Raw genomic sequence first — 22,077 nt, 5'->3', positions numbered from 1 at the left:
GGAGCGTGCTCTCAGCGTGCCGGGCGAAGGTCCTCGATTGGGGCCTCCCCTGCTCGAGCGGAGCCGAGAGCTTGGGGAAGGAGCTACTTGGGCCTTTGTTCGGTGCGGCGAGTGGGGGTCCCCCCGGCCGGAGGTTGGGGGAGCGTGCCTGGGGGCGTCGCGGGCCCGCAAAGATCGGCGAGACGCCCCCCTAGCAGTCGGCCGATCTCGGCGTCGCTGTAGCCGAGTTCGGCCAGGACGTCGTGGCTGTGCTGGCCGAGGGTGGGCGGTGCGGTGCGCACGGACGGGCGCAGGCCGCGGAAGGTGACGGGGAAGGCGACCTGCCGCAGTGCTCCGACGTCGGGGTGGTCGACCTTCTGGACCATGCCGAGCGCCTCGGTCTGCGGGCAGTCGTAGACCTCGTCGAGGGTACGGATCGGGGTCACGGGCACGCCTTCGCTCTTCAGCAGGTCGCACCAGTGGGCGACGGGCTGGTCGACGAGGACGGATTCGAGCTTGGCGTTGAGGGCGGTGCGGTGGGTGACCCGGTCGCGGTTGGTGGCGAAGCGCGGGTCGTCGGCCCATTCGGCGTGGCCGAGGGCCGTGCAGAGGCGGCGGAAGAGCCCGTCGTTGCCCACGGCGATGACGAAGTGGCCGTCGGCGGCCGGGTAGGCCTGGTAAGGGACGAGGCTGGGGTGCCCTGAGCCCAGGCGGCCCGGGCGCTGTCCGGTGGCGAAGTAGCCGGTGGCCCAGTTGATGTGCAGGGCGAGCTGGGACTCGTAGAGGGAGGTGGTGACGTACTGGCCGCGGCCGGTGCGCTCGCGTTCGACGAGGGCGGAGGTGACCCCGATGATGCCGAAGAGTGCCGCGCCGAGGTCCCCCATCGCGTATCCGGCCTTGACGGGCGGGCCGTCCGGCTCGCCGGTGAGCGACATCAGGCCCGCGGCGGCCTGGGCGACCATGTCGTAGCCGGGCTCGTCGCGCAGCGGGCCGTGGTCGCCGAAGGCGGAGATGTGCAGGAGGACGAGACGGGGGTAACGCTCGGACAGCTCCTGGTAGTTGAAGGTGCGGGCGAGGGTGCTGCCGGGGCGGAAGTTCTCCACGACGACGTCGGCGCTCGCGAGCATCCGGTGGACGGCCTCCTGGCCCTCGGGCGACTTGAGGTCCAGGGTCACCGAGCGCTTGTTGCGGTTGGCGGCCAGGTAGTACGTGGCGTCGGGGCCGTTGAAGGGCGGGCCCCAGGAACGCGTGGGGTCGCCGCCTTCGGGGTGTTCGACCTTGACGACGTCGGCGCCGAGGTCGGCGAGGGACATCGTGACGTACGGCCCGGCCAGGATCTTGGACAGGTCGACGACCTTGATGCCGGCGAGGGGGGCGACAGCGGGTTCAGTCACGGCGGGCCTCCGGGGCGTGCGGGCCGGACACCTGGTCGGGGACGGCTCCGAGGGGCACCATGCCCCCGTCGGCCAGTTCGGCGAGGTGGTCGAGGGCGGTGCGGGGCAGCGCGTCCGGGTCGTCCATCAGGGCGAGGTGGGCCTGGGCGACCAGGAGGGTACGCCCGTTGCCGGTCGTGGCGGCCTCGTGATCGGCCTGCTCGAAGAGGAGCGTGGCCATCACGGCGCGGGTGAGCTCGTCCGCGTACCGGCCGATCCTCATCTCCTGCTCGTCCGGGGGGAGTTGGAGGAGTGCGTCGCCCTTCTCGCGGAGCAGTTTCCAGCGGTCGGCGAGGCGGCCCGTGGCCGAGGGGCCGTAGGTGTCGGCGAGGGTGTGGTGGGTGTTCTGGCGGCGCATGCAGCGCAGCACGTCGAGGGCGATGACGTTGGAGGAGCCCTCCCAGATGGAGCCGAGGTGCGCGTCGCGCAGCAGGCGCGGGTTGACCCAGTCCTCGATGTAGCCGTTGCCGCCGCGGATCTCCATCGCCTCGCCGGTGACGGTACGGGCGCGCTTGCACAGCGTGTGCTTGGCGAGCGGGGTGAGGACCCGGATCAGGTCACGGGCGGCGGCGGACCCCTGGTCGGCCTCGGTCAGGCGGGCGGCCGCTTCGAGGACGAGCCCGAGCGCGGCCTCGGCGTCGACGAGCAGCGGCAGCAGCGTGGCCCGCATCAGGGGCTGCTCGAAGAGCGGCTTGCCGAAGACCTCGCGGGTGCGGGTGTGGTCGACGGACTCGCGGACGGCGCGCCGCATGAGGGCGGTGGCGCGCATGGCGTTGGAGAGGCGGGAGACGTTGACCATCTCGGCCATCTGCCGGAATCCGCGGCCGAGTTGACCGACCGGGGTCGCGTACGCCTCTTCGAGGGTGACCTCCCCGCTCGCGATGGAGCGGGAGCCGAGCTTGTCCTTGAGGCGGTCGACGCGGACGGAGTTGCGGCTGCCGTCCGGGCGAAGGCGTGGCACGAGGAACATGCCGAGTCCGCGGGTGCCCTCGCCCTGCCCCGGAACCCGGGCGAGAGTGAGGACCACTTCGGCGGCCGGGTTGGAGGCGAACCACTTCTGGCCGGTGAGCGTCCAGTGCGTGCCGTGGTCGGTGGCGGCGGTCTCCGTGCGGCCGACGTCGGTGCCGCCCTGCTTCTCGGTCATGAACATCGCGCCGGTGACGCGGTGTTGGGGGTCGGTGGAGGACAGGGCGGCGATCTCGTCGGCGTACCGCTCCGGGTCGAAGAGGCCCAGGATGCGGGCGGCCGAGTCGGTCATCGACAGCGGGCAGGCCATGCCGAACTCGGACTGGACGTACAGGTAGGAGAGCGCGTACTTGACGGTGTGCGGGACGGTGGTGGGCCAGCCGTGGACGCCGGTCCGGTGGGACATCGCGGCGAGGCCGAACCGCTCGTACGCGATCGAGGCGACGCGGTCGTGCGCCGGGTGGTACTCGATCGCGTCGACGCGTTCGCCGTCCGGCGTGTACGGGCGCAGCTTGGGCGGGTTGGCGTCGGCGAGGGCGGCCTGCCGGTCGAGCTCCCCGGCGGCGAGCGCGCCCAGTTCGGTGAGCAGCGGCTCGACGCGGGCGCGGTCCTCGGCGGACAGGATCCGGTCGAGGAGCGGGCGCAGCGCCGGGTCCTGGTCGGCGTAGTTCATGGACGTGTCTCCTGACGAGTGCGGGACGGGATCGCCTCGGGCTGCCCGGCGGTACGGGTGAGCAGGGGCATGACGCCGGCGAGGGTCACCGCGGTGTAGCCGAGGCCGAGTGCGACGACCGGCCAGATCGAGCCGGAGGTGGTGAGCAGGTACTGCGCGAAGACCGGCGCGGTCCCGGCGAAGAGCGTCGTGCAGAGCTGGTACGAGAGGGACATGCCGGTGTAGCGGACCTCGACGGGGAAGACGCGGGCGAGGATGCCCGCGAGGGCCGCGTAGTACATGGCGTGCGGGAAGGTCGCCAGGGCCATGCCGAGCGCGGCGAGCCAGAAGTCTCCGGTGCCGACGAGCAGGAACATCAGCGGCAGCAGGGCGAATTCGGGGATCAGCATCCACAACACGGCCTTCTTCACCGGCCACTTGGTCGCGAGGACGGCGCCGAAGGGCTGGACGACGACCTGGACGACGAGGGCGAGGGAGATGACGGTGAGGAAGCTGGTGCGGTCGAAGTCGAGGTCGGTGGTGGCCCAGGAGAGCGCGAACGTGGTCTTCACATACGTGATCGCGACGCCTGCCGTACCGGCGAACACGCCGAGGACGACGAGCAGCGGATAGCGGGTGAGCACGTCCTTGATGGGCAGCCTGGTGGTCTGCCTGCGCTTCAGGGCGGCCAGCATCTCGGGGGTCTCGGCGAGCCGCAACCGGATGAACAGGCCGACGATCACGAGCACGGCGGAGGCGAGGAACGGGACGCGCCAGCCCCAGGCCTCGAACTCGGCGTCCGGGAGTTGGGCGATGCCGAGGAAGGCGAGTGTCGCGAGCAGGTTCCCGACCGGGGAGCCCTGCTGGGCGAAGGCCCCGTAGAGCAGCTTGCGTTTCGGCGGGGCGTACTCGGTGGCGATGAGCACCGCGCCGCCCCACTCGCCGCCCATGGCGACGCCCTGGACCATGCGCAGGACGACGAGCAGGATCGGGGCGGCGACGCCGATCTCGGCGTATCCGGGGAGCAGTCCGACGCAGAAGGTGGCCGTGCCCATCATGGTGAGGGTGGTGACCAGGGCCTTCTTGCGGCCGTAGCGGTCGCCGAAGTGTCCGAAGATCAGGCCGCCGAGCGGCCGGGCGAGGAAGCCGACCCAGAAGGTGGCGAAGGCCGCGAGGGTGCTGACGGCGGGCGGGATACCGGTGAAGAAGATCTTGCCGAGGACGAGCGCGGAGGCCGCGCCGTAGATGTAGAAGTCGAACCACTCGATGGTGGTGCCGACGAATGCGGTGATCCCGGCGCGTCTGGCGTCGCGGGCGGTGGGCGGCGGGGCCTCGGAGGTGTCCTCCCCAGGGCTGCTCTGGGCTGGGGTGCCCTTCTCCGGGGTCTCTTGCTGCATGACGAGCGTCCTCTCGTAGCGGCAGATCCCGCTACGGAAGCCATGGGCGGGGGCCGAGCGGCCGGTCCCCGCTCCGTCGCGAGACGTGGGCCACTCTGCACCGGCCGATTAGGAGGTGTCCAAGACCAATCAGGGCGCCCACTGAGACGTCATCCGTCATAGTCACGCGGTCCCCTGGCCCTCGGCCGTTCCCTCGAACTCCGCCGGAGTGGGCAGCACTTGCTCGGCCACCCGCAGCACCGCCGCAAGGGCCGCGGACGAGTCGCCGGTGCGCCAGCCGAGCGCGATGGGCAGCACAGGCACGTCGTCCCCGGCGAGCGGGCGGAACACGACGTGCTCCAGCTGGATGTTGCGCGCCGAGCTGACCACCACCGCGAGCCCCACACCCGCGCCGACCAGGGCGAGCAGGTTGTACGAGTCGGGTGCCTCCTGGGCGATCCGCGGGGCGAACCCGGCCTCGTGGCAGGCCTGCACCATGGCCTCGCGCACGGCGGACCCGCGGGCCTGCGGGAACGTCACGAACGGCTCACGCGCCAGCTCCGCGATGGCGACCTCGGTGCGCTCGGCGAGCGGATGGCTGTCCGGCAGCGCGAGCAGCAGCCGCTCCACCCGTACGACGCGTGCGCTGATGCCGCGCCGCACCGGCAGCGCCACGAAACCGATGTCCAGGGATCCGTCGGCGATCCGGCCCAGGGCCTCACCGGTGTACGTCTGGCCCTCCAGGACCAGTTCGATGCCGGGGAGTTCGGAGGTGACCGCGCGCGTGAGGACCGGCAGGGCGGAGTAACTGCTGGCACCCGCGAAGCCGAGGGTGACGCGGCCGACCTCGCCGAGGTGTGCCGCGAGCACGGTCCGGCGGACGGCCGAGGCCTCGGCGAGCAGATGCCGGGCGGGTTCGAGCAGCGCGCGCCCGGCGCTGGTGAGCCGCACGGACCTGGTCGTCCGGTCGAACAGCCGGACCCCGAGGTCCCGTTCGAGCAGCCGGATCTGCTGGCTCAGCGGTGACTGCGCGATGTGCAGGCGTTCGGCGGCACGGCCGAAGTGCAGCTCCTCGGCGACGGCGACGAATCCGGAAAGGTGACGTAGCTCCACTCCCCCGACGATGCCATCTGCGGGTCGCGGGCGTACCTCGTGCGGGTCGCGGGCGCACCTCCCGCGGGGCCCGGTGCCACCACCCGCGGGTCGCGGCCGCGCCACGGTGGGTCACGGCCGGTGCCGGGCAGGTCAGGACCGGGCATGACCTGACGGGCTATTAGCCCCTGTGTCCGCTTCGGAACCGATTCAGCACGCCTTCAGTAAACCTGCACATCGAATGTGCATCAGGGTCACGCTATTCAGCCCGTGGTCGCCCCTGAATTTCCGTGCATGGGCCACATGCGGTGGCCTTCAGCTGGCAGGTGTCCGATTTGTTGGGCGGAGTCGTGCCGCGCCCCTCATTTCCCCCTGTGAATGTTGTGAAGGAGCTGCCGCCACGCGGTGAACCCGCCTGCACGCAGCGGTGATTCGATGCCGCGGCCGTGATCGACGGCCGCATCGGGGATTGGATGCACCTGCCGTCAACGTGCTTTGATCCTCGCCACCGCGGAATTCACATCCCTGGTTCCGCGGGCCCCTGGAAACACCTTTGCACCACTCATGAGAAGGGCAGCTTCACCATGAACAACACCCCCCAGGTCCAGACCGCCGAGCTCGCCGACGCCGACCTCGACAACGTCGCCGCCGGCCTCTCGGCCGCCGCCGTCGGCACCGTCGTGAACACCGTCGACTCGGTCGCCCCGGTCTCCTCCACCCTCGGCACCGTCGTGGGCACCGTCGAGGGCACCACCGGCCTGAACACGGCCCCCCTCCAGGGCCTGGCCACCAGCACGGTCGCCGGTCTCTGAGTCTCGAACTCATTGAGGCACCCTTGATCCGTGAGCCCCGGAACATCCAGTTCCGGGGCTTGCGGTCGCCACAGGCACAGCCACCGGCACAGTAAGGAAAGAAGCGTTCCGTGCAGTTCCGCCAACAGGCTCTGTCCAAGCTGCAGTCGCCCGAGGAACTCGACGTACCGGTGCGCTACGCCCGACCGCAGGGCCTGCTCGTCCTCGCCGTCACCCTCGTCGTCATGGCCGCGGCGAGCGTCTGGGCCGTCACCGGCTCGGTCACCTCGACACTCCGGGCGCCCGGAATCCTCACGTACGGACAGGGCAGTTACGTCCTGCAGAGCCCCGTCACCGGTCAGGTGACCCGCGTCCTCGCCGAGGAGGGCGACCGCCTCGCCGCGGGCGACCCCGTGCTCAACGTCCGTACGCAGCAGGGCGACAAGGTCGTGCGCGCGATCGCCGCCGGACGCGTCAGCGCGCTCTCCGCCAGGATCGGCACCGTCGTCACGACCGGCGCCGACGTCGCGACCCTGGAACGGGTGGCCAAGGCCGGCGACCCGCTCGTCGCCATGCTCTACGTACCCGCCGACAGCGCGGCCACCGTCCCCGTCGGCGCCGCCGTCGACCTCACCGTGCAGTCCGTGCCCACCGAGCAGTACGGGACGCTGCGCGGCAGCGTGAAGGCCGTCGGACGCGCCACGCAGAGCCGACAGCGCATCACCGGCTTTCTCGGCGACAAGGAACTCGCCGGGCAGTTCACGCGCGGCGGGCCGCCCGTGGCCGTCCTTGTACAGCTGGAGAAGTCGGGCACCAAGTCCGGCCTCGCCTGGTCGGCCGCCGGCGGACCGCCCTTCGCGCTCGACTCCATGACCCCGGCCGACGGCGCCCTCCACCTCGCGGAGCAGCGCCCGATCGATTGGCTGCTTCCGTGACCGCACCGCACCCCTCCCCGGCTCACCAGCAGCAACTGCCGCCCCCCGGCGGCCGGCGCAGGCACCGCCCGGAGCCCCAACGGCGCGGCGGGCGCCGTGCGGCACCGCGCCCGGCGTCGAAGGGCAGGCGGCCGAAGACGGTCCGTACGCCCACCGTCCTGCAGATGGAGGCCGTGGAGTGCGGCGCCGCCGCTCTCGCGATGGTCCTCGCCCACCACGGACGGCATGTCCCCCTTGAGGAGCTGCGCATCGCCTGCGGTGTCTCCCGCGACGGCTCGCGCGCCAGCAACGTCCTTAAGGCGGCCCGCAGTTACGGCCTCACGGCCAAGGGCATGCAGATGGAGCCCGCCGCGCTCGCCGAGGTCAAGGCGCCCGCGATCCTGTTCTGGGAGTTCAACCACTACGTCGTGTACGACGGCGCGGGGCGCCGGTTCGGCCGCCGGGGCGTGTACATCAACGACCCGGACAAGGGCCGCCGGTTCATACCCGAGGAGGACTTCGACACCAGCTTCACCGGCGTCGTCCTGGTCCTCGAACCCGGCGAGGAGTTCCGCCCGGGCGGCCGCAGGCCCGGCGTCATGAAGGCCCTGCCGGCCCGCCTTCGCGGCACCACGGGCACGATGCTCGCGGCGCTCCTGGCCAGCCTGCTGCTCGTGGCGGTCGGGGCGGCGCTGCCCGCGCTCAGCCGGACGTACATCGACCTGTTCCTGATCGAGCATCAGACCTCGCTGCTCGGCGCTCTGTTCGCGTCGATGGGCGCGATGGTGGCGCTCACCGTGGTCCTGACCTGGCTGCAGCAGGCCAACCTGCTGCGCGGCCGCATCATCTCCTCCACGCTGGGCAGCGCCCGGTTCCTGCGCCATCTGCTCCGCCTGCCCGTCACGTTCTACGCCCAGCGCAGCCCCGCCGACCTCGTGCAGCGCCTGGCGTCCAACGACGCGGTCGCCGAGACCCTGGCCCGCGACCTGACGGCCACCGCCGTCGACGGCATCGTCGTGCTCCTCTACGCGGCCCTGCTGTGGACGTACGATCCGCAGCTCACCCTCGTCGGCGTCGGCATCGCCCTCCTGAACGTCGTCGCGATGCGGATCGTCATCCGGCTGCGCGCCACCGGCACCCAGAAGCTCCGGGCCGACAGCGCCAAGCTCACCAACACCTCGTACACCGGTCTGCAGTTGATCGAGACCATGAAGGCCACCGGCGGCGAGGACGGCTACTTCCGGCGCTGGGCAGGGCAGCACGCCACCACCCTGGAGGAGCAGCAGAAGCTCGGTGTGCCCAGCGCGTGGCTCGGCATCGTCGCGCCGGCGCTCGCGACCCTGAACAGCGCGCTGATCCTGTGGATCGGCGGACTGCGCGCGGTCGAGGGGCATCTGTCGATCGGCCTGCTCGTCGCGTTCCAGGCGCTCGTGACCCGCTTCACCGCGCCGATCACCCGCCTCAACGGCGTCGCGGGCCGCATCCAGGACTTCGCCGCCGACGTGGCCCGCCTCAAGGACGTGGAGAACTTCCCCGTCGACCCGCTCTACACGCGCCCCGAACCGGCAGCCAGCACACGGCGGTTGAAGGGGCACGTCGCCCTCGACGACATCACCTTCGGCTACAGCCCCCTCGACAAGCCGCTCCTGAGCGGGTTCACGCTGACGGTGGGACCCGGCCAGCAGGTCGCCCTGGTCGGCGGCTCGGGCAGCGGCAAGTCGACCGTCTCGCGCCTCATCTCGGGGCTCTACAGCCCGTGGGAGGGCACGATCCGCATCGACGGGCAGCGCCTGGAGGACATCCCGCGCGGAGCGCTCTCCGCCTCCGTGTCCTTCGTCGACCAGGACGTCTTCCTCTTCGAGGGCACGGTCCGCGACAACGTCGCGCTGTGGGACCCGTCGATCCCCGACGACGACGTGGTCGCCGCCCTCAAGGACGCCTGCCTGTACGAGATCGTGGCCCGCAGGCCCGGCGGCATCCAGGGCCGGGTCGAGCAGGACGGCCGGAACTTCTCCGGCGGCCAGCGGCAGCGCCTGGAGATCGCGCGGGCTCTGGTGCGCCGCCCGAGCATCCTCGTCCTCGACGAGGTGACCAGCGCCCTGGACGCCGAGACCGAGCAGACCGTCATCGACAACCTGCGGCGCCGCGGCTGCGCCTGCGTCGTCATCGCCCACCGGCTGAGCACGGTGCGCGACAGCGACGAGATCGTCGTGCTCGACCACGGCCAGATCGTGGAGCGCGGCCGCCACGAGGACCTCGTCGCCGCGGGCGGCGCCTACGCCGACCTGGTCAAGGAGCACTGAGGTGACCTCCGTACCGGAACAGCACGCGTACTCCGGCGGCGCCGAAGACACCGTGGCCGCCGCGTTCGGCGCGCTCGGCACTCCGGTCGACTGCGCGGGCCTGCGCAGCGTGCACCTGGAGGGCCCGCAGGTGCTGTGGCTCGTCGTGTCGGGCGCCCTCGACCTGTTCGCGGTCGACGCGGTGCAGCAGGGCCACTGGCACTACCTCGGCCGTCTCGAACCGGGCACGCTGCTCCTGGGCCCGGTCGAGGGCCCCCAGCACACCCTGGTCGGCCGCCCCCTCGCCGGGTGCGAGCTGCGCCGGATCCCGCTGCGCGAGCTGTACCGCGCGGACTACGGCGACACCTGGACGTACGAGCAGCAGTTCCCCAGTCAGTACGACACCCAGGACCAGGCGCTGAGCCTCCTGGAGCACGCCTTCGCGCTCGGCATCGGACGCGGCCACCGGGTCCTCTTCGAGGCGCCGCTAGACGGCCGCAACATCGGGGACGAGGTGGTGGCCGACGACGAGATCCTCTGGATGCCGGTCGTGCCCGGCAGCGTGCAGTACGGCGCGGCCTACAGCGGCGAGGCGGCGGGCGACCTGCTCGTCGACCCGGCGATGTGGCAGCGGATGGTCAACCAGCAGTGGCGGCTCCTTTCCGCGCTCGACCGCTGGATCGAACGCCTGGAGCGGGCCCACGAGGACCGTACGGCGGCCGGGATCAAGGCGGGCGAGAACGTCCGCGAGCAGGCCGACCGCACGCTGATCGCCTCGATCGGCCGCTCGGGCAGGCGGGGTCCGTCCCGTCGTACGGAGTCGGCCGGCGGCCGGGACGCGACGTACGCGGCCTGTCGTCTGGTCGCCGAGGCGGCGGGCATCACGCTGGCCGACACGGTGGAGGGCGGCGCCGTCAGCGACCGGATCGACCCGGTGGAGCAGATCGCGGTGGCCTCCCGGATCCGTACGCGTGCCGTGCGGCTCGACGGCCGCTGGTGGCGGGAGAACGCGGGCCCACTGGTGGGGCACCGCGTGAGCGGTACTCCGGTCGCGCTGCTCTGGCGGCGCGGCGGCTACGAGTCGGTGCACCCGACGTCGGGGCGGCGCACCCGGGTCGACAAGTCCAACGCGGACGAGTTCGAGCCCCGGGCCGTGATGCTCTACCGGCCGTTGCCGGACCGGCCGTTGACGCCGTGGCGGATCGCCCTGTTCAGTCTGCGCGGCAGTGGCGTCGACGTACGCAATCTCGCGCTCGCCTCCCTGGTGACGGTCGTGGTCGGCGCGCTCGTGCCGATCGCCACGGGGCAGGTGCTCGGTGTCTTCGTGCCGAACGCCGAGACGAGCCTGATCGTCCAGGTGTCCGTGGCCGTCATGATCACCAGCATCGTCTCCGCGGCGTTCATGCTGTTGCAGAACCTCACCGTCCTCCGGATGGAGGGCCGGATGGAGAGCGCCCTCCAACCGGCGGTCTGGGACCGGCTGTTGAGGCTGCCCACACGCTTCTTCTCCGCCCGCTCCACGGGCGAGCTGGCGAGTGCGGCGATGGGCGTGAGCGCGATCCGGCGGGTTCTGTCGGGCATCGGCCCGGTCGCCCTGCAGGCGTCCTCGATCGGCGCGATGAACGTCGTACTGCTCCTGCTCTACAGCGTCCCGCTCGCCCTGGCCGCGCTGGGGATGCTCGTCGTCATCGCGGCCGTGTTCCTCACCCTCGGGCTGTGGGAACTGCGCTGGCAGCGGCGTCTGGTGGAGCTCTCCAACAAGCTGAACAACCAGGCGTTCCAGACCCTGCGCGGACTGCCCAAGCTGCGCGTCGCCGGGGCGGAGAGCTTCGCGTACGCGGCCTGGGCCGGGGAGTTCGCGCGCAGCCGGGAGCTCCAGCAGCGGGCCGGCCGCATCAAGAACGTCACGACGGTCCTCAACTCCGTCTATCTGCCGCTCTGCACGCTCATCATGTTCGTGCTGCTCGCGGGACCGGCGAGGGGCAGCCTGACCGCGGCCGAGTTCCTCACCTTCAGCACGGCCGTGACGATGCTCCTGACGGCCGTCACGCAGCTCACCGGAGCACTGCTCTCGGCGGCCTCGGTGCTGCCGATGTTCGAGCAGATCAAGCCGGTGTTCGACGAGGCCCCGGAGGTGCGCGCCGGGAGCACCCAGCCGGGCGAGCTGCAGGGCGGGATCGAGGCGCGCGGCGTCTCCTTCCGCTACTCCGACGACGGTCCGCTGGTCCTGGACGACGTGTCGCTCTCGATCAGGCCGGGCGAGTTCGTGGCCGTGGTCGGCCCGAGCGGCTGCGGCAAGTCGACGCTGCTGCGCCTGCTGATCGGCTTCGACGAGCCGGTCGCGGGGAGCGTGCTCTACGACGGTCAGGACCTCGCGGCCCTCGACCAGTCGGCGGTGCGCCGGCAGTGCGGTGTGGTGCTGCAGAACGCCCAGCCGCTGACCGGTTCGATCCTGGACTGCATCTGCGGAGCCGAGTCGTTCACGCAGGAGGAGGCCTGGGAGGCGGCGGCGATGGCGGGCCTCGCCGAGGACATCAAGCGGATGCCGATGGGGCTGCACACGATGATCTCCGGCGGCGGCGCGATCTCCGGGGGGCAGCGCCAGCGCCTGATGATCGCCCAGGCCCTGATCCGCCGCCCCCGCGTCCTCTTCTTCGACGAGGCGACGAGTGCCCTGGACAACGAGGCGCAGCGCACGGTCATGGACAGCACCCGCACCCTGAACGCCACCCGCATCGTGATCGCCCACCGGCTCTCCACGGTCCTTGGCGCCGACCGCGTCATCGTCATGTCGGAGGGCCGCGTCGTCCAACAGGGCCCACCGGCCCAGCTGTTGGCGGACACGGGCGGGCGGTTGCACGAGCTGGTGCGGCGGCAGATGCAGTAGCCCGGGGGGCCAAATCCAGCCCCTCCAGCGTTTGAGGAGCGGGGGTCCGGGGGCTGGCCCCCGAAGCGCCGCAGGCTTTCGGGAAGGGGCGGGGAGGGGAGCAATCCAGCCGACGCTCACTGTCTCGTGAACGTGCCCAGCTTGTTCGCGTCCAGGTTCTCCACCCGGACCTTCTCCGCACGCCCCTCGGCGTCGACCGTGAACGTCACGCCGGACAACCCCACCGCGTTCTCGCCCGTAGTGCTGTAGCTGAAGGTGTCCCCGTCGTAGTGCGTAAGCCGGAACCGCTGCTTCTTCGGGCCCAGTTGCATGATGAGCTCGTCGCCTTCCACGCTGACCGTCATCGGGCCGTAGTAGTCGTTGGCGTACGTACCGGTGTACGCGTCGTCCTCCTTGGCCGGGGTCGCGTCCTTCGGGGGCTTGGCGTAGTCGGTCTCGGAGCGTTCGCCCTCCGCCGACTGCTGGAGGAGCGGGCCGAGGAACGCCAGCCAGTCGACGGTGGGCCCGCCCGTCTGCGCGGTGTCGAGGAACGTGCTGGAGATCGACTCGGGCACGCCGACGGGTGAGCCGTTGGTGAGGACGACGATGCCGAGGTTCTCCGAAGGCAGCAACGTCACGTTGGTGGCCGCCCCCAGCTCGAACGCACCGGAGTGGCCGAGCTTGAGCCTGCCCTGGTCGTCGTAGCTGACGTTCCAGCCGAGGCCGTAGAACCCGGTCCTGCCCGCGGGGGCGGGCGGCGGCTGGGAGACGATGTGCGGCAGATGCGTCTCGGCCAGGGCCTCGCCGTCGACGACCTGCTTGCCGTCGAACTTGCCGTTGCCGAGCTGCAGTCGCAGCCACTTCGCCATGTCCCGCACGGTGGAGCTGGCCCCGCCGGCCGGGCTCTGCGCCTCGGCGTCCCGCACGTACGCGGCCTTCCAGGTGTCACCCTGCTTCACGTGTGCGACGGCCTTGTTCTCGGCCTTCTCGTAGTCGGCGAAGGTGGAGCTGGTGGAGTCCATGCCGAGCGGCCCGTACAGCTTGTCCTCCGACAGCTTCTCCCAGCTGGTGTCCGCCGCCCGCGCGACGGCGACCGCGGCCTCGGTCAGCCCGAAGTTGGTGTACGCGTAGCTCGCCCGGAACGGGGCCAGCGGCTCGTACCTCAGATGCTCCAGGATGTACGAGCGGTCGTAGCCGAGGTCTTCCAGGAGGTCACCGGCGTGGTCGGGCAGCCCGCTGCGGTGCGAGAACAGGTCGGCGAGCGTGACGTGGTCGGTGACCCAGGGGTCCTTGAGGGTGAAGCCGGGGCTGTACTTGACGACCGGGTCGTCCCAGCCGACGGTCTTTCCCCCCACCTCCGCGGCGACCACGGTCGAGGCGACCGGCTTGGAGACCGAGGCGAGCTGGAACACGGTGTCGGCCCCGACCTTCCCCTCCGCACCGGCCTTCCGCTCCCCGAAGCCCTTCAGGTACAGCACCTCGTCGTCATGGACCACACCGACGGCCACGCCCGGCACACCGGTCCTGCGCATGGCGTCCTGGACGACCTCGTCCAGCTGGTCCACAGCCGCGTCGACCTTGTCCCGGGTGAGGCTCGGGGGCGGCTGGGCGGGCGGCGCGGAGGACAACTCCGAGGTCGGCGTGGGTGCCGCGCGGAGGGCCGCGGTGTTGTCGAGGCCCGAGCAGCCCGCGACGGCGAGGGCCCCGACAAGGCCCAGGGCAGCGGCTGAGCGAAGGCGCCGGGCGGGCGCTTGGTCGAGGCGAGCCATGCCTCCCAGTGAAGGTCCTGCCCCGGCGGCTGTCCCCTTGGCGAGCCGTTCGGGTGAGGGGTCGGGGGGCGCCGCGGCACTCGTGGCCGTGGGCGGTGTCACCGGGTGTGGGACGGGGGCCGACGCGTCCCGAATCGTGAAGGACTGACGACGAGGCGGTCGTCGAGCTGGGGCGACGGGCACCGGGTCGCGACGGTGAGCCGCCGACGGAGTCCGCCGCGGCCGTCGGCACCGGGGAGTTCGGTGCCTGGGACACCCACGTCTCCAAGGACTGGGACGGCTGGGACCGGGTCCGGGTCGCGGGCGACGGGCGGTCGGCGGCGTTCTCGACGAAGACCTGGAACAGCCGTACGACACTCGACTGGCATGCCGGGCAGGGCTTCGGCGAGCAGCGCACCGTCCACAAGCGGCTCGGCGAGCGCTTCCTCGGCACCTGGCGCGCCGAGGACGGCAGCCATCGGCCGACGTTCCGGCAGGCCGTGCCGAACCGTCCCGCGTCGCTGACGGCTCCCCGCCGGGCGCCCGCACCACGAGGCGGGGGCCCTGGCGACCTGCACGAAGGCGGATCGAGGGTGACCGGGCCGACCGGGGCTGACCGGAACTGACCGGGGCTGACCGGGGCTGACCGGGGCCGACCCGGGGCTGACCGGGGCCGACCCGGAGCTGACCCGGAGCTGACCGGGGCCGACCCGGGGCTGACACCGCCCGAGGCGGTGTCAGCCCTCCTCCGCCGCCTCGAACGTGCGCAGCAGATCCGCCGCCACGCTCACGGCGATCGTCGACGGGTCCTTGCCGGTGATGTCGGGCAGGCCGATCGGCGTCTTGATCCGGTCGATGGCGGCGTCGTCGTGGCCGCCCTCGGTGGACAGGCGCTTGCGGAAACGCGCCCACTTCGCCGCCGAACCGATCAGGCCGACGGAGCCGAGGTGCGAGCTGCGCAGCGCGGCGTCGCACAGGGCGGCGTCCTCGGCGTGGTCGTGGGTCATGATCAGGACGTGCGTGCCCTGCGGCAGGTCCTCCAGCACCTCCTCGGGCAGCAGCGGCGTGTGATGCACATGCAGCTGCGCCACCGCGTCCCCGAGGACGCCGAGCCGCTCATCGGTGAGCATGGCGGCGCGGCTGTCGATCAGATGCAGATCGAGGTCCTGGCGTACGAGGATGCGCGCCAGCTCCAGGCCGACGTGCCCGATGCCGAAGACGGCCACCGCCCGCACCACGGGCAGCGGTTCGAGCAGCACCTGGACCGTGCCGCCGCAGCACTGCACGCCGTGCTGGTTGGTCACCTTGTCGTTCAGGGCGAAGTCGATCAACTCGGGCTCCGACTTGGCCGCTTCGATCAACTCCCGGGCGCGGTCGATCGCGACGGCCTCGATGTTGCCGCCGCCGATCGAGCCCCAGGCCCCGGTCCGTCCGACGACGAGCTTCGCTCCGGCCTCGCGCGGGGCGTGGCCGCGCACGGTCACGACGGTCACGAGCACGCCGGACTCCCGGCGTGCCCGCAACCGCGCGACCGCGGCGACCCAGGCCATGTCAGGCACCGCTCAGCACTTCCGCGCGGTGGCCTTCGGCCGGCTCGGCGTCCACAGGAGCCTCGCGGACCGAGTCGATCGCCCAGTACACCGCCTCCGGTGTCGCGGGCGAGGCCAGTTCGACGACGGCGCCGGTGGGCCCGAACGCGGCGGCGGCCTGCCGCAGCGCCTCGCGCACCGAGAACGCCAGCATCAGCGGCGGCTCACCGACCGCCTTGGAGCCGTAGACCGCACCCTCCTCGGTCGCGTTCTCCAGGAGCGTGACGTGGAACTCCTCGGGCATCTCCGAGAAGCTCGGCAGCTTGTACGTGCTCGCCGCCTGGGTGAGGAGCCGGCCGCGGTTCGGCCCGTCGCTGACGTCCCAGCGCAGGTCCTCCAGCGTCAGCCAGCCCGCGCCCTGCACGAAGCCGCCCTCGACCTGACCGATGTCGATCATCGGGGAGAGGCTGTCGCCGACGTCGTGCACGATGTCCACACGGCGGATGCGGTACGCGCCGGTGAAGCCGTCCACCTCGACCTCGGTCGCCGCGGCGCCGTTGGCGAAGTACTTGAACGGCGAGCCCCGGAACGTCTTGGCGTCCCAGTGCAGCCCCTCGGTCCGGTAGAAACCGGCCGCCGACAGCTGCACCCGCTGGAAGTACGCGGTGCGGACCAGATCGTCCCAGGCCAGCTCCTTGTCACTGCCGAGGGAGCGTGCGACGCCCTCGACGATGCGCACGTCCGAGGCGTTCGAACCCAGCTGGCTCGCGGCCACCTGGAGGAGCCGCTCGCGCAGCTGCTCGCAGGCGTTCTTGATCGCGCCGCCGTTCAGGTCCGCACCCGAACTCGCCGCGGTGGCCGAGGTGTTGGGCACCTTGTCCGTACGCGTCGGGGCCAGGCGGACCTTGTGCAGCGGGATGCCCAGGGTGGTCGCGGCCACCTGCATCATCTTGGTGTGCAGGCCCTGGCCCATCTCGGTGCCGCCGTGGTTGATCAGGACCGAGCCGTCCTTGTAGATCAGCACGAGCGCGCCGCCCTGGTTGAAGGCGGTGAGGTTGAACGAGATGCCGAACTTGATGCCGGTGAGCGCGAGGGCCCGCTTGGTGTGCGGATGCGCGGCGTTGAAGGCCGCGATCTCGCGCTTGCGGTCGGCGATGCCGCCCACCTCCTGCACCTGCTGCCAGGTGGTGGAGATCCGCTCGGCCTGCGTGACCGGCTGGCCGTACGGCGTCGTCTGGCCCTGGCCAGGCTGGTAGAAGTTGCGCTCCCGCAGCTCCATCGGGTCCAGGCCGAGCTGGGGCGCGCAGCGGCCGAGGATGTCCTCGATCACGAGCATGCCCTGCGGTCCGCCGAAGCCGCGGAACGCGGTGTTGGAGACCGTGTTGGTCTTGGCGATGCGCCCGGCGACCCGCGCGTTGGGGATCCAGTACGTGTTGTCGATGTGGCACAGCGCGCGGGCGAGGACCGGCTCGGACAGGTCCAGGCTCCAGCCGCCGTCCGCGGTCAGGGTGGCGTCGAGGGCCTGGATGCGGCCCTCCGCGTCGAAGCCGATCTTCCACGTGGCGTGGAATCCGTGCCGCTTGCCGGACATGGTCAGGTCCTGGGTCCGGTTGAACCGGAACCGGACCGGCCGGCCGGTCAGCTTGGCGCCGAGGGCGGCGATGGCGGCGAAGCCGTGCGGCTGCATCTCCTTGCCGCCGAAGCCGCCGCCCATCCGCAGGCACTGCACCGTCACCTCGTTCGACGGCACGCCGAGCACGTGGGAGACGATCTCCTGGGTCTCGGACGGGTGCTGGGTGCTGCTCTGGATGAACACCTGGCCGTTCTCGTCGACCTGGGCCAGGGCCGCGTGCGTCTCCAGGTAGAAGTGCTCCTGGCCGGAGAACTGGAACTCGCCGGAGATCACATGCGCGGAGTCGGCGAAGCCCGCGTCGGTGTCGCCGGTCTCCATCAGCGGCTGGGCACCGTGGTAGCTGCCGGCCTCGATCGCCTCCGGGAGCGTGATCAGGGAGGGCAGTTCGTCGAGTTCGACCTCGACGGCCTCCGCGCCGAGCCGGGCCGCCTCCAGGGTCTCGCCGAGCACCCAGGCGACGGCGTGGCCGTGGAACATGACCTCTTCGGGGAAGAGCGGCTCGTCGTGCTTCATGCCCGCGTCGTTGACGCCGGGCACGTCGGCGCCGGTCAACACCCGGACCACGCCCGGCACTTCGAGCGCGGGCTCGGTGCGCAGCGCGGTGATCCGGCCGTGGGCCTTCATGACCTGGACCGGGTAGGCGTGCAGCACGTCCTTGGTGCGCTGGACCAGGTCGTCGGTGTAGAGCGCGCCGCCGGTGACGTGCTGGAAGGCACTCTCGTGCGGCAGCGAAACACCGACTACGGGCTTCTCGGGACGCTCGGACAGATGGCTCATGACGACACCGCCTCGGTGGTCTGTGCGTGCAACTTCAGCAGGCTCTGGCCGAGCATCGCGGAACGGTAGATGGCACTGGCCCGATGGTCACTCATCGGCGTGCCCGCACCGCGCAGCACTCGGGCCGCGGCGTCGACGGTCTCCGCCGACCAGGGCTTGCCCTCCAGGGCGGCCTCGGTCTCAAGCGCCCGGATCGGGGTGGCGGCCACGCCGCCCAGGCCGATGCGGGCCTTGCGGACGATCCCGTCCTCGATGTCGAGGGCGAAGGCGACCGCGACGCTGGAGATGTCGTCGAAGCGACGCTTGGCGATCTTGTGGAAGCCGGTGACCGGCGAGAGCGGGCGCGGGATGCGCACCGCCCGGATCAGCTCACCGGGACGGCGCACGCTCTGCCGGTAACCGGTGAAGTAGTCGGCGAGCGGCACTTCCCGCTCACCGTCGGCGTCGGCGAGCACGAGCGACGCCTCCAGGGCGAGCAGCACCGGCGGGCTGTCACCGATGGGCGAGCCGGTACCCAGGTTGCCGCCGAGGGTGGCGCCGTTGCGGATCAGCCGGGACGCGAACTGCGGGAACAGCTCGGCGAGCAGCGGGACTTCACCGTCGAGGCGGCGCTCGATCTCGGTGAGCGTGAGCGCGGCCCCGAGCTCGATGTGGTCGGACTCGACGCGCAGCTCCCGCAGTTCGGGGAGCCGGTCCAGGCCGACGACGCAACTCGCCCTGCGGGAGCGGATGTTGACCTCGACGCCCCAGTCCGTGGACCCGGCCACGACCACCGCGTCGGGCCGCTCGCGCAGCACCTGCAGGGTCTCGGCGAGGGTGTTCTTCCGTACGAAGACGGACTCGTCCTGGGTGTACTCGGTGGCTGCCGGCGCGGGCGGGGCCTGCTCGCGGCGCTGTGCGAGCGGGTCCTCGTCGGTGGGCTCGCCGACGGCGAACGCGGCGTCGCGGATCGGCCGGTAGCCGGTGCAGCGGCAGAGGTTGCCGCTCAGGGCGTGCAGGTCGAAGCCGTTGGGGCCGTGCTCGTGGTCGGCGCCGTCGGTGCCGTCGGCGGCTCCGGCCTCCGTCTCCGCGTGCTCGCAGCGGTCCGACCGGTAGTACTCGGCGGCCATGCTGCAGACGAAGCCCGGGGTGCAGTACCCGCACTGGGAGCCGCCGCGGACGGCCATCTCCTGCTGTACGGGGTGCAGTTCAGGTGCCGTGCCGGGCTCGCCGATGGTGGCGAGGCCTTCGGAGGTGACGACCTCCTGGCCGTCGAGGGCGGCGGCCGGGACCAGGCAGGCGTTGACCGCGACCCAGTCGGTGGGCTTGTCCACGCCGGGCCGGGCCACCAGGACCGAACAGGCGCCGCATTCGCCCTCGGCGCAGCCTTCCTTGGTGCCGGTGAGGCCGCGGTCACGCAGGAAGTCGAGAACGGTGGTGTGGGGCGCAGCCGGGGCGAGGGGCGTCTCGGTGCCGTTGACCGTGATCCGTGCCGCCGTCATGACAGGCCCTCGGTTCGGTGCGCGATCGGCTGGTTCATCGTGTTCGCCAAGGTCGGCAGCTTTCTGTGTTCGGACGCTCCGCGCGAGCTGGGGCGGGCGCACTACGGCATGCGTCATCGACGTACCGGAAGGCAAGGCAATACCGGCAGGTGTGACGGGAGAGGGATGTGAGGGGAAACCCGGGGGACGGTGCCGTGAAGCGGCCCGTCAGAACGGCGGGTTCAGCAGCCGTGCGCGATCCGGCCAGGCACCCAGACCGTGAGCTGGGCGAGGCGGCCGAGGTCGGAGTTGGTGTTCATCCGCTGGTCGCCTCCTTTCGGCGATCGTGCATCTACTGCTACCGCAAGTTAAACCTTTGGGGTACGGCGGTCAAGGGGTCACCTGCGACGAAAAGGGTCGCGCGCGGCCGCGTCCGCGCGCGTTCCGCACCGGCTGACCTGGTGTCCCGTATCGGTGGCGGCTCTGTCTCCACCTCGTAACCGCGCTTCCTCACGGCCCTCCGGCGCCCGGTCCGCGCGCTGTCCGGGCACTATCCGGGCGGGATCGCTTGACCTTGACACCGTGACAAGCCCTTGACTCCTGGTCGAGGAGGTGGTCCCGATGACCATGGAGACCCTGGGCGGGGATGCGGCGGCCGCGACGGCGGGCCTGGCGGACGGCCGTGCGTCGGTGCGGCTGCGGGCGGCGATGGCGGTCGGTACGGAGCCGGACCCGCGGTTCGTCGGCAAGCTGGTCGAGCGCTGCGCGGTCGAGCCGGAGTTCTTCGTCCGCGACATGCTGACCTGGGCGCTCACCCGCCACCCGGTGGACCTGACGCTGCCCGAGCTGCTCCGGGAGGTCCGCTCGGAGCGTGTGCAGGCCCGGAGTCAGGCCCTGCACACGCTGTCCAAGATCGGGGACCGCAGCGCCTGGCCGGCGATCACCCCGGCGCTCCTCGCCGATCCCGAGGACGAGGTGGCCCGGAGCGCCTGGCGGGCCGCGGTCCTGCTCGTACCGGAGGGCGAGGAGGCCGGGCTTGCCGCCGTGCTCGCGACGCAGCTGGGGCGCGGTGACCGGGAGACGCAGCTGAGCCTCAGCCGGGCGCTGATCGCCCTGGGCGAGCTGATCGTTCCGGTGCTGCGTACGGCCGCGGCGGCCACCGACCCGGGGGTGCGCACCCACGCGCTCGCCACGGAGCGGCTGCTGCACGACCCTGACACCGGGTTCGAGTTCGCGATCGAGGAGGCGAAGCGGGTACGAGTGCTGGAGTAGGTGCTGCCGGGCGCCGCCCCGCACCGGCCCCGTCCCGCAACCGACGCCGCCCGGCACCGTGAGATTCAGCCCGTCCGGCGCACACCAGCCCCAGGAAGGATCCAGCGCATGCTGATCGGCGAGGTCGCCCGGCGCTCCGGCGTCAGTGCGCGCATGCTCAGGCACTACGAGTCGCTGGGCCTGGTGCGGCCGACGGGGCGGACGAGCTCGGGCTACCGGGAGTACTCCGGGGACGACATCCGGCGGATCTTCCACGTGGAGAGCCTGCGTTCGCTCGGGATGTCCCTGCGCGAGATCGGGCGCGCCCTCGACGATCCGGGGTTCACGCCGTCCGCCCTCGTCGACGACCTGATCCGGCAGACGCGTGAACGCATCGCCGCCGAGACCGAGTTGCTCACCCGGCTGCGCCGGATCGACGCCGCGGAGCCGGGCGGGTGGGAGGAGGTGCTGCAGGTCGTCTCCCTGCTCCAGGCGCTCGGGTCGCAGCACACGGAGACGCGTCAGCGCGCCGCGCTCTCCGCCGTGGACGAGGTTCCGGTTCCGGTGGAGGCCCTGGTCGAGGCGGCCCTGAACGAGGCGGACCCGAACGTCGCCGGGGCGCTGCGCTGGGCCCTCGCCCACTCGGACGCGGGTGAACGCGCGGGAGAACGCGCGGGTGAAGGCGCGGGAGAAGGCCGAGGAGAGGGCCAGGGCATGGCCGAGGGCGCGGGCGCGGGCCCCGGCGTGCCCGCTCTCCTCGCGGAGGGCCTGGGCTCGCCCCTCGCCGCCGTACGGGAGCGGGCCGTGCAGTCGCTCGCCGAGCTGCCCGGCGACGGGGCCACCGCGCGGCTGCGGGAGGCGCTCGGCAACGCGGACGTCGTGGTCCGCGGGCACGCGGCGCTGGCGCTCGGCACGCGCGGGGTGCCCGAGGTGGTCCCGACGCTGGTGGACATGGTCGTGGCGGGCAGGAACGACACCGACGCGGCCGACGTCCTCGCCGCCCTCGCGAGCGACACGGCGACGGCGGACCGGATCGCGACCGCACTCGTCGACCGTCTCGCCGACGACGCCACGGCGGCACCCGCGCGCGGACGGCTCACCCAGGCCCTCGCGGACATTCCCGGGGACCGGGCGACCCGCGCCCTGGAGGAGTTGTCGCACGACGGCGAGCGTGCGGTGGCGCTGACGGCGACGTATCTGCTCCAGCTCCGCGCCACCCGCTGACAGCGCCGGTCCCCCGCCCGTACGCCCGCCGGGTTGCCGCGCCCCGCCCATTCCCATCTTCCGTACCAACGAGTAGAACCACGGGTGACCAACTCCCGTTCCCT

The 22,077-nt window shown here is 71.8% G+C and carries 14 protein-coding genes; 6 read left to right on the top strand and 8 right to left on the bottom strand.

Annotated elements, in window-relative coordinates; all coding sequences use genetic code 11:
* Positions 1-83 precede the first annotated feature (83 nt).
* The 4 genes from QIT00_RS26390 to QIT00_RS26375 form a co-directional block, all read right to left on the bottom strand.
* A complete protein-coding gene (locus tag QIT00_RS26390; protein ID WP_282537903.1) occupies positions 84-1,373 on the bottom strand; it encodes a CaiB/BaiF CoA transferase family protein in 1,290 nt (429 codons plus the stop codon).
* Positions 1,366-3,051, bottom strand: coding sequence for an acyl-CoA dehydrogenase family protein (locus QIT00_RS26385; RefSeq protein WP_282537902.1), 1,686 nt, complete (start codon positions 3,049-3,051; stop codon positions 1,366-1,368). The genes QIT00_RS26390 and QIT00_RS26385 overlap by 8 nt, the downstream gene beginning before the upstream one ends.
* On the bottom strand, positions 3,048-4,427 hold the full coding sequence (locus QIT00_RS26380; protein WP_282537901.1) for an MFS transporter: 1,380 nt from the start codon (positions 4,425-4,427) through the stop codon (positions 3,048-3,050). The genes QIT00_RS26385 and QIT00_RS26380 overlap by 4 nt, the downstream gene beginning before the upstream one ends.
* 162 nt (positions 4,428-4,589) lie before the next feature.
* The gene (locus QIT00_RS26375; protein WP_282537900.1) at positions 4,590-5,519 is read right to left on the bottom strand and encodes a LysR family transcriptional regulator; all 930 of its coding nucleotides are present in this window, start codon (positions 5,517-5,519) and stop codon (positions 4,590-4,592) included.
* Between the two features lie 563 nt (positions 5,520-6,082).
* Between QIT00_RS26375 and QIT00_RS26370 the strand changes: the two genes are divergently transcribed.
* From QIT00_RS26370 to QIT00_RS26355, 4 genes are all read left to right on the top strand, one after another.
* Entirely contained in the window at positions 6,083-6,310 is a 228-nt protein-coding gene (locus tag QIT00_RS26370; protein WP_282537899.1) for a type A2 lantipeptide, read from the top strand.
* Between the two features lie 110 nt (positions 6,311-6,420).
* Entirely contained in the window at positions 6,421-7,224 is an 804-nt protein-coding gene (locus QIT00_RS26365; RefSeq protein WP_282537898.1) for an HlyD family efflux transporter periplasmic adaptor subunit, read from the top strand.
* On the top strand, positions 7,221-9,506 hold the full coding sequence (locus QIT00_RS26360; RefSeq protein WP_282537897.1) for an NHLP family bacteriocin export ABC transporter peptidase/permease/ATPase subunit: 2,286 nt from the start codon (positions 7,221-7,223) through the stop codon (positions 9,504-9,506). The genes QIT00_RS26365 and QIT00_RS26360 overlap by 4 nt, the downstream gene beginning before the upstream one ends.
* 1 nt (position 9,507) lies before the next feature.
* The gene (locus QIT00_RS26355) at positions 9,508-12,372 is read left to right on the top strand and encodes an NHLP bacteriocin export ABC transporter permease/ATPase subunit (protein WP_282537896.1); all 2,865 of its coding nucleotides are present in this window, start codon (positions 9,508-9,510) and stop codon (positions 12,370-12,372) included.
* A 116-nt stretch (positions 12,373-12,488) separates the two neighbouring features.
* Here QIT00_RS26355 and QIT00_RS26350 read toward each other — a convergent pair whose 3' ends face one another.
* From QIT00_RS26350 to QIT00_RS26335, 4 genes are all read right to left on the bottom strand, one after another.
* Positions 12,489-14,120 carry a serine hydrolase gene (locus tag QIT00_RS26350; RefSeq protein ID WP_282537895.1) on the bottom strand — a complete coding sequence of 544 codons (1,632 nt, stop codon included), beginning with the start codon at positions 14,118-14,120 and terminating at the stop codon, positions 12,489-12,491.
* Positions 14,121-14,836: 716 nt separating this feature from the next.
* Complete coding sequence (gene xdhC / locus QIT00_RS26345; RefSeq protein WP_282537894.1) at positions 14,837-15,649, bottom strand: xanthine dehydrogenase accessory protein XdhC; 813 nt, start codon at positions 15,647-15,649, stop codon at positions 14,837-14,839.
* Position 15,650: 1 nt separating this feature from the next.
* The gene (gene xdhB, locus QIT00_RS26340) at positions 15,651-18,038 is read right to left on the bottom strand and encodes a xanthine dehydrogenase molybdopterin binding subunit (RefSeq protein ID WP_282537893.1); all 2,388 of its coding nucleotides are present in this window, start codon (positions 18,036-18,038) and stop codon (positions 15,651-15,653) included.
* Entirely contained in the window at positions 18,035-19,519 is a 1,485-nt protein-coding gene (locus tag QIT00_RS26335; protein ID WP_282537892.1) for a xanthine dehydrogenase small subunit, read from the bottom strand. Before QIT00_RS26335 ends, xdhB begins: the two co-directional genes overlap by 4 nt.
* 600 nt (positions 19,520-20,119) lie before the next feature.
* Here QIT00_RS26335 and QIT00_RS26330 point away from each other — a divergent pair.
* Positions 20,120-20,770 (top strand): HEAT repeat domain-containing protein, encoded by a 651-nt coding sequence (locus tag QIT00_RS26330; RefSeq protein WP_282537891.1) that lies wholly within the window; start codon positions 20,120-20,122, stop codon positions 20,768-20,770.
* A gap of 108 nt (positions 20,771-20,878) precedes the next feature.
* Complete coding sequence (locus tag QIT00_RS26325) at positions 20,879-21,973, top strand: MerR family transcriptional regulator (protein ID WP_282537890.1); 1,095 nt, start codon at positions 20,879-20,881, stop codon at positions 21,971-21,973.
* The last annotated feature ends 104 nt before the right edge of the window (positions 21,974-22,077 follow it).

Source organism: Streptomyces luteolus, from assembly GCF_029968015.1.
Taxonomy (GTDB): Bacteria; Actinomycetota; Actinomycetes; order Streptomycetales; family Streptomycetaceae; genus Streptomyces; species Streptomyces luteolus.
The sequence above is the reverse complement of the archived record's forward strand: the minus strand, read 5'-3'. Positions and strand labels throughout refer to the sequence as shown.